The organism is Streptomyces sp. NBC_00525 (assembly GCF_036346595.1).
Classification (GTDB): domain Bacteria; phylum Actinomycetota; class Actinomycetes; order Streptomycetales; family Streptomycetaceae; genus Streptomyces.
Map to the genome: position 1 here is coordinate 6,067,260 of NZ_CP107834.1, position 13,701 is coordinate 6,080,960.

Genomic DNA, 13,701 nt, shown 5'->3' on the forward strand with positions numbered 1-13,701 from the left:
CCGGCCTCAGAGCACCAGCGACCGCAGATACGCGCCGGTCTCCGGATCGGCCGGCAGCAGCGTCTCGACGGCCAGCTCCGCCACCGTCACATCCATCGGCGTGTTGAACGTGGCGATCGACGCGACGAACGACAGCACCCGCCCGTCGTGCTCGATGACCAGCGGCAACGCGAACGGCACCGACGGGGCGGACGGCCGCCCGTCCGCCCCGTCCGCGCCCGGCGGCAGCGGATAGCCCGCCACCTCCTCGTACAGCTCGCGCAGCTCCGCCGACCGCACCAGCGCGATCTGGCGCTCCATCTGCGCCAGCAGGTCCGCCCGCCACGCGCGCAGATTCCGGATGCGCGGGGCCAGCCCCTCCGGGTGCAGGGTGAGGCGCATGGCGTTCAGCGGCGGCGCCAGCAGATGATCCGGTACGCCGTCGAGCAGCCGGGTCATCCCCTGATTGGCGGCCACCACCGTGTACGTGCCGTCCACCACGAACGCCGGATACGGGTCGTAGCCCCCCAGCAGCCGGTCCAGGCCGTCCCGCAGCGCCCCCATCGCCGGGTCGTCGAGCGCGGTCTCCGTGTAGTGCGGGGCGTAACCCGCCATCACCAGCAGGGCGTTGCGCTCCCTGACCGGCACCTCCAGATGCTCGGCCAGCCGCAGCACCATCTCCTCGCTGGGGCGGGCGCGCCCAGTCTCGATGAACGAGATGTGCCGGGCGGAGGAGCCGGCCCGCAGCGACAGCTCCAGCTGGCTCATCCGCCGCCGTTCCCGCCAGCTGCGCAGCAGCGGCCCTACCCCCGTGTCGAGCGCGACAGTCGTCATACCCAGACCGTAACGTCACCGGCATCGACCACCACCAGTGAGGGAGCCGCCCCATGCCCGCCGCACCGCTGTCGCCGCACGAGATCGAGGACGGGCTGCGCGACCTGCCCGGCTGGACCCCGGACGGCGACCGGATCACCTGCTCCTACCGGCTGCCCTCGCATGTCGCCGCCGCCGCGTTCACCGTCCACATCGCCGCCATCCAGGACGAGCTGAACCACCACAGCGACCTGACCCTCGGCTACAACACCGTCACCCTGGCCGTGAACTCGCACGACGCGGGCGGCAAGGTCACCGGCAAGGACCTCGCCCTGGCCGCCCGCATCTCGGCGGTCGCCCCCGGCCACGGGGCCCGCTAGGGGATTTGTCGGACACCCCACCCCCTGGCCGCCGCTCAGACCACGGCGCCGAAACCCGGGTGCGCGGCGAGCCAGCGCGTGTAGCTCTCGCTGCGCCCCACCGCCTCGGTGTACGCCGCCCGCGTGTACCCGCTCACCGCCCCGGCCGCCGCCGACGCGGCGGCCGAGCGCGGGTGCCAGCCCAGCAGATGGCGCCAGCTGAGCGGCGCCCCGGCGACCGGCCGGGTGACCACCCCCGGGGTCGGCGGGAACGTCGCCCGGCACAGCCCGACCGCCCGCCCCACCTGCACCAGATGCACGACCGATGTGGTGTCCGTCTCGTACACCGAGGCCGGGCTGAACCCGGCGCGGGCACAGGCCGCCACGAAGCAGTCCGCGAAACAGCCGTCCCCCGGCACGTCCGCCCAGCACTCCTCCGCCAGCTCGGACAGCTCCAGCTCGTCCAGGCCCGCCAGCCGGTGGGTCTCCGGCAGCATCACGAACACCGGATCGACCCCGACGACCTGCCACTCCAGCCGCCCCGCGTCCGGCGGCGCGCTCTCGCCACAGGTCCCGATCAGCGCGAAGTCCAGCCGCCCGTCCACCAGTTGCGAGGCGATCTCCGCCACCGACCAGGAGGTGTACGTGGACACCGGCGCGGCCGGGTGCGCGGTCGCCAGCCGGTCCACCAGCCCGCCCAGCAGCGGGCCGTGCGTGCCGCCGAGCCGGAACCGCTCCATGGCGCCCGTGGCGTTGGCGAACCTGACCGCCTCCTCCTGGAGCTCGCTCACGGCCGGCAGCACCACCCGGGCGCGCTCCAGGACCAGTTCGCCCAGCGGGGTCGCCCGCGCGCCCGTGTGGTCCCGGTCGAACAGCGGGCCGCCGAGCGCCTTCTCGATCCGTCGCAGTTGTGCGCTGAGCGCGGGCTGCGCAAGACCCAGCGCGGCGGCGGCCTTGGTCAGGCTGCCGGTTTCGGCGATGGCACGTACGGTTCGCAGATGCCGCAACTCCAGGTCCATCACCGCACGTTATGACCCCGGTGGCCCCACGGCAATACGTCGTTGGTTTAGACCTCTTCTTCGGCCACCTGGACGCGCGTCGATGGCCGGTAGTCGCCCCCCGGCAGCCGGATCACGCCGATGTGTCCGCCAACTGCGAAGCTCCGCACGGGAGTCGACACGGGCAGATGGCTGAAAGCGGGCGACGGGCCGCCGGATCGGCCGGGAGCCGTCCGGCGGCCCGGAGCTCAGCCGCGCACCGTCCAGAAGCCCTCGCGGGCCGCCTCCGCCGCGTAGCGCGCGAACGACTTCGGGCCACGGCCCAGCGCCCGCTCCACCCCGTCCGTCACCGCCGTGTTGCGCCCGTCCAGCAGCGACGTGAACAGCCCGGCCAGAAACGCCGCCTCCGGCCCCGGCACGCCGAACCCCACCAGCATCCCCTCGTACTCCGCGCCCGTCACGGGCACATAGCGGACCTCCCGGCCCGTCGCGGCGGCGAGCTCGGCGGCCACCTCCGCGAACGTCAGCGCGCGCGGCCCGGTCAGCTCCACGACCGAGCCCGCCACCCCCTCCCCGCACAGCGCGGCCACCACCACATCGGCCAGGTCGTCCGCGTCCACGAACGGCTCGGCGGTGTCGCCCGCCGGGAACACCAGCTCCCCGCCCAGCACCCCGTCCAGCAGGGCGCCCTCGCTGAAGTTCTGGGTGAAGAACGCCGAGCGCACCACCGTCAGCACGGCGTCCCCGGCCGCCGCGCGCAGCGCCTCCTCCGCCTCCGCCGCCACCGGCTCCCCGCGCCCCGACAGCAGCACCAGCCGGCGCACCCCGCACCGCCGGGCCGCCTCCCCGAACGACGTCATGGCAGCGGGCGCCTCCGGCGCCCCCAGATCGGGCACATAGGCGACATAGGCCGCCTCCACACCGCTCAGCGCCGCCTCCCAGCCCGACGCGTCGGACCAGTCGAAGGGGATCTCGCCCCGGCGCGAACCGACCCGCACCGGCACACCCCGCGCGGACAGCCGCTCCACCACCCGGCGCCCCGTCCTGCCCGTCCCGCTCGTCACCAGCACCCGGCCCGGTCCGGCGGATTCCTCTGTCGCGTAGCGCGTCTCTTCCGTCATGACCCCAGGCTCCCCGGAACCGCCCGCCCGCCCCATCCCCGAGGCTCTCGGCTCCCTACGCCTGCGTCTACGCTGCTGCTCATGGACGCACTGGCCGAACTGCTGGACGGGCCGCGGGCGCGGGGCGCGCTGCTCCTGCGCATGGTGATGGAACCGCCCTGGTCCGTACGGATCGAGGACCGCGCCCCGCTCTGCCTGATGGCCGCGACCGGCGGCGAGGCCTGGATCGTGCCCGACGGGGACGCCGAACCCGTCCCGCTGCGCCCCGGCGACCTGGCCATTGCGCGCGGCCCCGAGCCGTACACCGTCGCCGGCCACCCGGACACCGACCCGCACGCCCGCATCGGACCCGGCGGCAGCTGCGCCACCCTGCGCGGCGAGCCGCTGTCCCAGTCCATGGAGCTGGGCGTACGGACCTGGGGCAACGCCCGCGACGGCTCGGCGACCGTCCTCGTCGGCACCTACCTCCTGGACGGCGAGATCAGCGCCCGCCTGCTGGACGCCCTGCCCCCGCTCCTCGTCCTGCCCGCCGGCGGCCGCACCGGCCCGCTCCTCGCCCTGCTGGGCGACGAGATCGCGCGGGACGAGCCGGGGCAGAGCCTGATGCTCGACCGGCTCCTCGACCTCCTGCTCGTCGCCGCGCTGCGCACCTGGTTCTCCCGCCCCGGCGCCGAACCGCCCGCCTGGTACGTGGCCATGGGCGACCCGGTCGTCGGCCTCGCGCTGCGTCTGCTGCGCGACGAGCCCGCACACCCCTGGACCGTCGCCGCGCTCGCCGCCAGGGCGGGCGTCTCACGGGCCGCCCTCGCCCGCCGGTTCACCGAACTGGTGGGGGAGCCGCCGATGGCCTATCTCACCGGCCGCCGCCTCGCCGTCGCGGCCGACCTCCTGCGCGAGACCGACGCCACCGTCGAGGCCGTGGCCCGCAAGGTGGGCTACAGCCAGGCCTTCGCGTTCAGCACCGCCTTCAAACGCGTACGCGGCGTCAGCCCGCAGGAGTACCGCAAGGGCGGCGGCTTGCCGGAACGGCAAGGAAGTTTGCGCGTGGACCCGGGCGTGGCGACGCTGGAGCCATGAGCAACCACACCGGCCACGGGCACCCCCACGACGACGGCCACCAGGGCCTCCACCACGATCGCCCCGCCCACGGACACCACCACGGCGGCCACGGCGGCGGCGAACCCGACTGGGACGTCATGGCCCCGCTCCTGGAACGGAACGCCGAACTCAGCGCCGGGCAGTACACCGAGGCGGCCCGCTGGATCGCCGCCCTGCCCAACGCGCCCGAGGTCCGCCGGGTCCTGGACGTCGGCGCCGGCCCCGGCGTCGTCGCCTGCCTGCTCGCCGAGGTCTTCCCGGACGCCGAGATCGTCGCCGTCGACGGCACCCCCGCGCTCCTCGAACGCACCCGCGCCCGCGCGCGGCGGCTCGGCCTCGCCGACCGCGTCACCACCCTGCACGCCACCCTCCCCGGACAACTCCCCGAGCTGGGCGAGGCCGATCTGATCTGGGCGGGCAACACCCTGCACCACATGGGCGACCAGCGCGCCGTGCTCGCCGGATTCGGCTCGCTGCTGCGCCCCGGCGGCACCGTCGCCCTTGTCGAGGGCGGCCTCCAGCCCCGGCAGCTCCCGCGCGACCTCGGCTTCGGCCGGCCCGGTCTGGAGGCTCGGATGGAGGCCGCCGAGGCGGAGCTCTTCCAGACGATGCGCGCCGAACTGCCCGACGCCCGGCGCGAGGTGGAGGACTGGGCCGCCCTGTTCGGCGCGGCGGGCCTCACCCCGCAGGGCACCCGCAGCTTCCTGCTCGACCTGCCCGCCCCGCTCCCCGACCCGGCCCGCGAACAGGTCGTCGCCGACTTCACCCGCCGCCGCGACGGGCTGCGCGACCACCTCGACGCCGAGGACAACGCCGTCCTCGACCGGCTGCTCGACCCCGAAGACCCGGCCGGGCTGCACCGGCGCCCCGACGTCTTCCTGCTGCTGGCCCGCACCCTCCACCTGGGCCGGCGCGTCGCCTGACCCCGGACACGACGAAGCCGCCGCCCCCGCTCGCGAAGGAGCGGGGCGGCGGCCCGGCGGGAGTGCGGCGGTCAGGCGCCGAGGTTGAACTCGCCCGGATTCGGGCCGAGCCGCTTCCCCTCGTCCAGCGCCGCGAACGCGGCCAGGTCGTCGGCGTCCAGCTCGAAGTCGAACACGTCGATGTTCTCCGCGATCCGCGACGGCGTCACGGACTTCGGGATCACCACGTTCCCCGTCTGGATGTGCCAGCGCAGCACCGCCTGGGCGGGCGTACGGCCGTGCTTTCGGGCGACCGCGACGACCGTCGGAACCTCCAGGAGCCCCTTGCCGGAGCCCAGCGGCGACCACGCCTCCGTCAGGATGCCGTGCTCGGCGTGCAGCGCGCGGGACTCCGCCTGCTGGAGCTGCGGGTGCAGCTCGATCTGGTTGAGCGCCGGCACCACGGAGGTCTCGCCGAGCAGCCGCTCCAGGTGTTCCGGGAGGAAGTTGGACACACCGATGGCCCTGGCCCGGCCCTCGGCGTGGATCTTCTCGAGCGCGCGGTAGGTGTCCACGTACGCGTCCTTGGCCGGGACCGGCCAGTGGATCAGATACAGATCGACGTACTCCAGGCCCAGCTTGGCCAGGGAGGCGTCGAAGGCGCGCAGCGTGGAGTCGTGGCCCTGCTCGGTGTTCCACACCTTGGTGGTCACGAACAGCTCGTCGCGGGGGACGCCGGAGGCGGCGATGGCCCTGCCCGTACCCGTCTCGTTCTGGTAGATCGCGGCGGTGTCGATGCTGCGGTACCCGGACTCGATGGCGGTGGCGACCGCCTTCGTCGCCTCGTCGTCCGGCACCTGCCAGACACCGAAACCGAGCTGGGGCATCTCGACGCCGTTGTTGAGAGTGAGGGAGGGTACCTGGCTCACGAGCGGACGATCCTAACGTTGAGGGGTGGGTCTCCCGCGTACAACGATCAAGGGCGCCCGCGCATTCCCGGCACCGGACCCTTTCGTCCGCTCAGCGGTACAGCGCGTCCACCTCGGCCTCGTACGCCGCCTCGATGGCCCTGCGCTTCAGCTTCAGCGACGGCGTCAGCAGCCCGTGCTCCTCGCTGAACCGGTGGGCCAGGATGCGGAACGTACGGATGGACTCCGCCTGCGAGACCGCGGTGTTCGCCGCCACCACCGCCCGGCGCACCTCCATCTCCAGATCCGGGTCGCGCACCAGCTCGCCCGGCGTCAGCGCGGTGCGCCCCCGCATCGTGAGCCAGTGCTCCACGGCGTCCTGGTCGAGGGTGACCAGCGCCGCGACGAACGGCCGGTCGTTGCCGACCACGATGCACTGTGCCACCAGCGGATGCGCCCGCACCCGCTCCTCCAGCGCGGCCGGCGAGACGCTCTTGCCGCCGGACGTCACCAGGATCTCCTTCTTCCGCCCGGTGATCGTCAGATAGCCGTCCTCGTCCAGCGAGCCCAGGTCGCCGGTGGCCAGCCAGCCGTCGTTGAGCACCGCGGCGGTGGCCTCCGGGTTGCCCAGGTAGCCGCCGAAGACGTGGTCCCCGTACACCCACACCTCGCCGTCGTCCGCGATGTGCACCGTGGTGCCGGGGATCGGCTGCCCGACCGTGCCGTACCGGGTGCGCTCCGGCGGGTTCGCGGTGGCCGCCGCCGTCGTCTCGGTCAGCCCGTACCCCTCGTACACCGTCACCCCGGCGCCCGCGAAGAACAGCCCGAGCCGGCGCTCCATGCCCGAGCCGCCCGACATGGCGTGCCGGATGCGGCCGCCCATCGCCTCACGGACCTTCCGGTACACCACCTTGTCGAAGAACTGGTGCTGCACCCGCAGCCCGGCCGCCGGGCCGGGCCCGGTGCCGAAGGCCCGCGCCTCCATCGCCTCCGCGTACTTCACCGCGACGTCGACCGCCTTGTCGAACGGCCCCGCCCTGCCCTCCGCCTCGGCCCTGCGCCGGGCCGTGTCGAAGACCTTCTCGAAGATGTACGGCACCGCCAGGACGAACGTGGGACGGAACGAGACCAGGTCCGGCATCAGCGCCTTCGCCGCCAGCTCCGGCTGGTGGCCCAGCTTCACCCGGCCCCGGATCGCGGCGACCTCGACCATCCGCCCGAAGACGTGCGCCAGCGGCAGGAACAGCAGCGTCGACGCCTCGTCACCCGGCCGGGAGTGGAACACCGACTGCCAGCGCGCGGCCATGGTGTCCGTCTCGAACATGAGGTTGGCGTGCGTGAGGACACAGCCCTTGGGCCGGCCCGTGGTGCCGGAGGTGTAGACGACCGTCGCCACCGACTCCGGGGTCACCGCCCGCCGGTGCCGGTGCACCACCTCGTCCCCGACGCCCGCGCCCGCCTCCACCAGCTCCGCCACCGCGCCCGCGTCCAGCTGCCACAGCCGCTTCAGCCCCGGCAGCCGGTCGATGACCGAGGCCACCGTCATCGCGTGGTCCTCGTGCTCCACCATCACCGCCGACACCTCGGCGTCGTGCAGCATCCACAGCACCTGCTCCGCCGAGGACGTCGGATAGACCGGGACCGACTGCGCGCCGACCGCCCACAGGGCGAAGTCGAACAGGGTCCACTCGTAGCGGGTGCGCGACATCAGGGCGACCCGGTCGCCGAACCGCACCCCGTGCGCGATGAGCCCCCTGGCCAGCGCCAGCACCTCGTCGCGGAACGCCACCGATGTGACGTCCTGCCAGCGCCCGTCCGCATCTTTTCGGCCGAGCGCGACCCGGTGCGGCTGCGTCTCGGCATGATCGAACACCACGTCGGCGAGGCCACCCACGAGGGGCGCGGCCGCCATGGCTGGGACAGTGAACTCGCGCAATGACCTGCTCCTCGGGGCTTTGCACAGCGCCGCGACGCTACCCCACCCGGCGCCTTCGCGGGAGGGTCCGGAGCGTTCCGTACCGCTGGGGATACGCACTGGTCAGGGACCGAAATCCGGCCAGATGGGCAAGGCTCGGGCGCGCTTGGGACCGCCGGGTAAGCGGTTCGCGCCGGAATCTCCACCGAATCCGTACGGTGCGGCCACCGCCGTGTACGGATTCGGCCACCGCTCCGCACGGGTGCGACCACCGCCGTTTCCGGTGGTCAGGGGGTGGCGCCGGCGGACTCCAGCGCGATGCGGTGCTCGCCCGCGTACACGTTCATCGAGGGCCCCCGCAGGAAGCCGACCAGGGTCAGCCCCGTCTCCGCGGCCAGGTCCACGGCCAGCGACGAGGGCGCCGAGACGGCCGCCAGCACGGGGATGCCGGCCATCACCGCCTTCTGCGCCAGCTCGAACGAGGCCCGGCCCGACACCAGCAGGATCGAGCGGGACAGCGGCAGCCGGCCGTCCGTCAGCGCCCGCCCCACCAGCTTGTCCACCGCGTTGTGCCGCCCCACGTCCTCCCGGACGTCCACCAGCTCGCCCGTCTCGGAGAACAGCGCCGCCGCGTGCAGCCCGCCGGTCCGGTCGAAGACCCGCTGGGCGGCCCGCAGCCGGTCCGGGAGCACGGCCAGCAGCTCGGGCGCGATCCGCAGCGGGGGAGTGTCGGCGACCGGATGCCGGGTCGTGGTGCGGACGGCGTCCAGGCTCGCCTTGCCGCACAGCCCGCAGGACGAGGTGGTGTAGACGTTGCGCTCCAGCGTGATGTCGGGGACCTCGACGCCCGGCGCCAGGGCGACGTCCACCACGTTGTACGTGTTGACCCCCTCGGCGGTCGCGCCGGCGCAGTACACGATCGACCGCACGTCGGCCTGCCCGCCGATCACCCCCTCGCTGACCAGGAACCCCGCCGCCAGCGCGAAGTCGTCGCCCGGTGTGCGCATGGTGATGGCGAGCGGTCTGCCGTCGAGCCGGATCTCCAGGGGCTCCTCGGCGACGAGGGTGTCGGGCCGGGTGGAGACGGCCCCGTCCCGGATGCGGATGGTGCGGCGGCGCTCGGTGACCCGTCCCATGACCGTTGAACCCGATTTCTGTGCGTACGAGGGCCCGAGCGGCGCCGGGCGGCGGCTGCCGGGAGCCACCGGACCCACCTGCGGCGGAGGGGCCCCGACTGTCATATTGTCCTGCACCCGGAACGCGCCGCCGCAACCGGACGGCCGGGTCCGAAGCCGTCCCCGGCCCTTGCCAAGCGCAGCCCCTCCAAGGCGGAGCCGGTAATCCTGTGGGATCACCTGCCCCCGTACCGGTCGGTAGCGACCAAGACTGGATGGTTCCAGACAGATGGAGCGAGGGGAACCTGCATGACCGGCTCACGTGTCGTCGCACTCGGCCACTACCAGCCCGCCAAGGTGCTGACCAACCATGACCTGGCGGCCATGGTGGACACCAGTGACGAGTGGATCACCAGCCGCGTCGGTATCAGGACCCGCCACATCGGCGGCCCCGACGAGCCGGTGGACGAACTGGCCGCGCACGCGGCGGCCAAGGCGCTGGCCTCGGCCGGGCTCCAGCCGGCCGACATCGACCTGGTGCTGGTCGCCACCTCCACCGCCATCGACCGCTCACCGAGCATGTCGGCGCGGGTGGCCGCCCGCCTCGGCATGGCCTCGCCCGCGGTGATGGACATCAACGTGGTGTGCTCCGGCTTCACCCACGCCCTCGCCACCGCCGACCACGCCCTGCGGGCCGGAGCCGCCACCCGCGCCCTGGTCATCGGCGCCGACAAGATGGGCGACATCGTCGACTGGTCCGACCGCTCCACCTGTGTCCTGATGGGTGACGGCGCCGGGGCGGCGGTCGTCGTCGCCGACCCGGCGGACGCGGAGCGGCCCGGCATCGGCCCCGTGCTGTGGGGATCGGTCCCCGGCATGGGCGACGCCGTCCGCATCGAGGGCACCCCGCCGCGCTTCGCGCAGGAGGGCCAGTCGGTCTACCGCTGGGCCACCACCCAGCTGCCCCCCATCGCCCGGCAGGTGTGCGAGCGGGCGGGCCTCACCCCGGAGGACCTGGCCGGGGTCGTCCTGCACCAGGCCAACCTGCGGATCATCGAACCCGTCGCCCGCAGGATCGGCGCGGTCAACGCCGTCGTCGCCCGCGACGTGGTCGACTCCGGCAACACCTCGGCCGCCTCGATCCCCATGGCCCTGTCCAAGCTGGTCGAGCGCGGCGAGATCCCGAGCGGCGCCCCGGTCCTGCTCTTCGGCTTCGGCGGCAACCTGAGCTACGCGGGCCAGGTGATTCGCTGCCCGTGATCCGCTGCCCGTGAGGCGCGCCCGGACCCCCTCCCCGGCCGCCACCGGGCGGCGCGGGCGAACCGTTCAGCCGATGCCCTGCCGGTCGGGGCGCAGCGCGAACGCGCGCTCGGCAGCGTCCGGCACCGCCCGCTGCACGTTCTGCACCAGCAGGGCACGATGCCGGACCAGCGGCCCCCGCCGCTCCGGCCCGGCCAGCCGCACCAGGTCGTCGATCCCTGCCAGCAGCCGCCGCGTCACCTGCGGGGCGGGCGCCGCGCACCGCCGTACCTCCTCGAACCCGAGGTCCACCAGGTCCTCCCACGACGGCACCTCCTGCACCAGCCGCACCGCACCCGTGCGGTCCCGGTGGTGCACGGTGCCCAGCGGCAGCCGCACCGCGGCGGCCAGGAACTGCACGATCCGGTCCAGGCACTGCACGGCCGTCGTCGGGTCGTTCACCGCCGAGGACAGCGCCCGCAGCGCGATGTCCGACAACTGGCGCAGCCCGAACGCCAGATCCAGGTGCGGGGTGCGCTGCACGCCCACCGAGACCGTGTAGCGCAGCGCGTGCCGGGGCGGCGCCGCCCCGCCGTGCACGGCCAGCACCGGCGTCCCCGGCACCACGAAGTCCCCGAGCCGGGGGATCAGCCGGAGCACCACACCCTGGCGGCGGGCGGTCCGCACCAGCCGTGCCACGTTGACGTCCCGGAGGACCCCGGCCCGTCCCTCGTACAGGATCTGCCCCGTCTCGGCGGGCAGCGGCTCCGTCGCCGGACGCCCCGCCGGCATCCGGCCCAGCACCCGGAAGGTGTCCCGCGTGATGCGGTCGAGGACCGGTCCGACCTGCATCAGGCGCAGCGTGGAGCTGACGTAGCCGATGAACAGCAGCAGGCTGAGCCCGACGAGCACGGCGGTCAGCACGCTCTGCACGAACGGCAGCGAGGTGACCAGGCGCGGGTCGGTCTCGCTCTCGTACGAGCTGAGGACCAGCAGCGAGAACACGAACGTCGCCAGGAACACCGACAGGGTGAGCTTGCTGATCCGGCTGCGGATGAAGATCCGCACCACCCTGGGGGTGAGCTGCCCGCTCGCCATCTGCACCGCGACCAGCGAGATGCTGAAGACCACACCGATGAAGGTCATCATCGCCGAGCTGACCGTGACGACGATCTGCTTGGTGTCCTCGGCGACCGACACCAGGTCCTGGATGTCGTCGTACGCCTGTTCCCGGCGCAGATACGAGACCAGCTGCTCGTCCACCGCCGCCGCGGCGAACCACAGCACGAAGGCGCAGACGAGCGTCAGGGCGGGGGCGAACCAGAACGTCTCGCGCAGATGTTCGCGCAGGGGTGACAGGGCGCGGGGAGGACGGGGGCCGCGATCTCTCATGGAGGGGAAAGTAACCCGCCGCGCGCCCCGCCCGGCGGACCCCGCCGCCGACCCGCCGCCGACCCGTCGTCCACCGTCCGGCCACCGGATATGCAGGTGAGGGGCACTCCCAACCCCTGGTATTGTTTTCCTTGTCGCCGCGGGAGACCGGGGCGGATCACCTGGTCCGGGTGGCGGAATGGCAGACGCGCTAGCTTGAGGTGCTAGTGCCCTTTATCGGGCGTGGGGGTTCAAGTCCCCCCTCGGACACTCATCCAGTTCCCACGGTTCATCGCGAACCGTGGGAATTTCTGGTTTCCGGGGCGGCCCCGCGCCGCCTCCGGAGCGCCCGATCACCCCTTGGAGGACCCCCGGTGGCTGTGCAGCGGATCACGACCCGCAACGCCCGCTTTCAGCAGTTCCAGACGCTGCTCACCAACCGGACCAAGCGCGGACGCGCCGGCGAGTTCATCGTGCAGGGCGTCCGGCCGATCACCATGGCCGTCGAGCACGGCTGGACGGTGCGCACCCTCCTGTACGACGCGAGCCGCCCGCTGTCCCGCTGGGCGGGGGAGCTGATGCGCGGGAGCACCGCGGAGCGCATCGCCATGGCCCCGGAGCTGCTGGCGGAGCTGAGCGAGAAGGCGGAGGGCGCCCCGGAGGTCCTGGCGGTGGTCGAGATGGCCCCCGACGACCTGGCCCGCATCCCGGTCGACGACGACTTCCTCGGCGTCGCCCTCGACCGCCCGACGCAGCCCGGCAACATCGGCAGCATCATCCGCTCCGCCGACGCCTTCGGCGCCCGCGGCCTCGTCGTCACGGGCCACGCGGCCGACCCGTACGACCCGAAGGCGGTCCGCGCGACCACCGGCTCCTTCTTCGCCCTCCCCGTGGTCCGCACCCCCTCGCACCACGAGGTCGCCCAGTGGCTGGAGGCCGAACGCGGCCGGGGCCGACCCGTCCTGGTCGTCGGCACCGACGAGGACGGCGAGTGCGACGCCTCCGAGTTCGACCTCACCGGCCCGGTGCTGCTGCTCGTCGGCAACGAGACGACGGGCCTGAGCAACGCCTGGCGCGAGCACTGCGACCACGTCGTCAGCATCCCGATGACGGGCTCCGCCAGCTCCCTCAACGCCTCCAACGCGGCATCGATCGTGCTCTACGAGGCCCGCCGCCAGCGCCTGGCGAAGCGCCGGGCCCAGGGCTGAGCGGGCCGGGCGTCACGTTCGCTTCGCGTACACGATCAGGTTGTCCACCGGGTGGCCGTCCGCGTCGATCGCGCCGTCGCAGGTGATCAGGCGCAGGGCGCGTTCCGTGGTGCGGCCGTAGACGCGGGCGGTGGGGAAGTCGTCCTTGCGGACCGTTTCGCGGGCCGTGACCTCGAAGTGGACCTCCTTGCCGTCCGCGTTCCGTACGACGATGTCGGCGCCCTCGGCGATCTTCTTCAGGTCGTGGAAGACGGCCCGACCGTAGCGGGTGTCGTTGTGGCCGATCAGGACCGCCGCGCCCGGTTCGCCGGGCACGGCGCTGCCCGTGTACCAGCCGGTCGTCATGCCCCGGTCGGCCGGGGGCACCTCGACGGTCCGGTCCGGGTTGAGGCCCAGGCGCATGATGTCGGAGTCCACGCCCAGGGACGGGATGGACACATGGGCGGGGGGCCGGGCGGCGGCCGGGCTCTCGGCGGGGGTCCGGACCGCCGCCGGTGACTTCTCCGCCGCCGGGGCGGGGTCGCCGGAGCAGCCGGTGAGGGCGGCGAGCGCGGTGAGGGCCAGGGCGGCGACCGGCAGGGCGGCGCGGTGGGTGCGGGGCATACGAGGGGGCTCCAGGATCGTGCGTACGGCGGTGGCGCCGCCCGGTCGACCGGGCGGCGCCACCGCGTTCAT

At 73.6% G+C, this 13,701-nt stretch carries 13 protein-coding genes and 1 tRNA gene; 6 read left to right on the plus strand and 8 right to left on the minus strand.

Annotated features, from left to right (window positions below):
- Nucleotides 1-6: 6 nt before the first annotated feature.
- A complete protein-coding gene (locus tag OG710_RS26570) occupies nt 7-813 on the minus strand; it encodes a helix-turn-helix domain-containing protein (RefSeq protein ID WP_330241580.1) in 807 nt (268 codons plus the stop codon).
- Nucleotides 814-866: 53 nt separating this feature from the next.
- Here OG710_RS26570 and OG710_RS26575 point away from each other — a divergent pair, with 53 nt between their 5' ends.
- Nucleotides 867-1,172, plus strand: a complete 306-nt coding sequence (locus tag OG710_RS26575) for a 4a-hydroxytetrahydrobiopterin dehydratase (protein ID WP_330241581.1) — start codon at nt 867-869, stop codon at nt 1,170-1,172.
- A gap of 35 nt (nt 1,173-1,207) precedes the next feature.
- Here the strand turns inward: OG710_RS26575 and OG710_RS26580 are convergent, their stop codons facing one another.
- Both OG710_RS26580 and OG710_RS26585 read right to left on the minus strand, forming a co-directional pair.
- Nucleotides 1,208-2,170 (minus strand): LysR family transcriptional regulator, encoded by a 963-nt coding sequence (locus tag OG710_RS26580; RefSeq protein ID WP_330241582.1) that lies wholly within the window; start codon nt 2,168-2,170, stop codon nt 1,208-1,210.
- A 227-nt stretch (nt 2,171-2,397) separates the two neighbouring features.
- On the minus strand, nt 2,398-3,270 hold the full coding sequence (locus tag OG710_RS26585) for an NmrA family transcriptional regulator (protein WP_330241583.1): 873 nt from the start codon (nt 3,268-3,270) through the stop codon (nt 2,398-2,400).
- Nucleotides 3,271-3,351: 81 nt separating this feature from the next.
- Here OG710_RS26585 and OG710_RS26590 point away from each other — a divergent pair, with 81 nt between their 5' ends.
- Together OG710_RS26590 and OG710_RS26595 are read left to right on the plus strand one after the other, a co-directional pair.
- On the plus strand, nt 3,352-4,347 hold the full coding sequence (locus OG710_RS26590; RefSeq protein ID WP_330241584.1) for an AraC family transcriptional regulator: 996 nt from the start codon (nt 3,352-3,354) through the stop codon (nt 4,345-4,347).
- Nucleotides 4,344-5,291, plus strand: coding sequence for a class I SAM-dependent methyltransferase (locus OG710_RS26595; protein ID WP_330241585.1), 948 nt, complete (start codon nt 4,344-4,346; stop codon nt 5,289-5,291). The genes OG710_RS26590 and OG710_RS26595 overlap by 4 nt, the downstream gene beginning before the upstream one ends.
- A 71-nt stretch (nt 5,292-5,362) precedes the next feature.
- Here OG710_RS26595 and OG710_RS26600 read toward each other — a convergent pair whose 3' ends face one another.
- The 3 genes from OG710_RS26600 to fdhD all read right to left on the minus strand — a co-directional run bounded on the left by OG710_RS26600 (nt 5,363) and on the right by fdhD (nt 9,229).
- Nucleotides 5,363-6,199 (minus strand): aldo/keto reductase, encoded by an 837-nt coding sequence (locus tag OG710_RS26600; protein ID WP_330241586.1) that lies wholly within the window; start codon nt 6,197-6,199, stop codon nt 5,363-5,365.
- A 91-nt stretch (nt 6,200-6,290) separates the two neighbouring features.
- Nucleotides 6,291-8,090, minus strand: coding sequence for an AMP-dependent synthetase/ligase (locus OG710_RS26605; protein WP_330241587.1), 1,800 nt, complete (start codon nt 8,088-8,090; stop codon nt 6,291-6,293).
- Between the two features lie 290 nt (nt 8,091-8,380).
- Nucleotides 8,381-9,229 (minus strand): formate dehydrogenase accessory sulfurtransferase FdhD, encoded by an 849-nt coding sequence (gene fdhD / locus OG710_RS26610; RefSeq protein WP_330241588.1) that lies wholly within the window; start codon nt 9,227-9,229, stop codon nt 8,381-8,383.
- Between the two features lie 288 nt (nt 9,230-9,517).
- On the opposite strand from fdhD, the gene OG710_RS26615 reads away from it, so the two are divergent.
- Complete coding sequence (locus OG710_RS26615) at nt 9,518-10,468, plus strand: beta-ketoacyl-ACP synthase III (protein WP_111339204.1); 951 nt, start codon at nt 9,518-9,520, stop codon at nt 10,466-10,468.
- Between the two features lie 66 nt (nt 10,469-10,534).
- Here the strand turns inward: OG710_RS26615 and OG710_RS26620 are convergent, their stop codons facing one another.
- Nucleotides 10,535-11,839, minus strand: coding sequence for a DUF2254 domain-containing protein (locus OG710_RS26620; protein WP_330241589.1), 1,305 nt, complete (start codon nt 11,837-11,839; stop codon nt 10,535-10,537).
- Between the two features lie 164 nt (nt 11,840-12,003).
- Here OG710_RS26620 and OG710_RS26625 point away from each other — a divergent pair.
- Both OG710_RS26625 and OG710_RS26630 read left to right on the plus strand, forming a co-directional pair.
- A tRNA-Leu gene (locus OG710_RS26625) sits at nt 12,004-12,088 on the plus strand.
- A 110-nt stretch (nt 12,089-12,198) separates the two neighbouring features.
- On the plus strand, nt 12,199-13,026 hold the full coding sequence (locus OG710_RS26630) for an RNA methyltransferase (RefSeq protein WP_330242350.1): 828 nt from the start codon (nt 12,199-12,201) through the stop codon (nt 13,024-13,026).
- 12 nt (nt 13,027-13,038) lie between these two features.
- Here OG710_RS26630 and OG710_RS26635 read toward each other — a convergent pair whose 3' ends face one another.
- Complete coding sequence (locus tag OG710_RS26635) at nt 13,039-13,629, minus strand: class F sortase (RefSeq protein ID WP_330241590.1); 591 nt, start codon at nt 13,627-13,629, stop codon at nt 13,039-13,041.
- Nucleotides 13,630-13,701 lie beyond the last annotated feature (72 nt).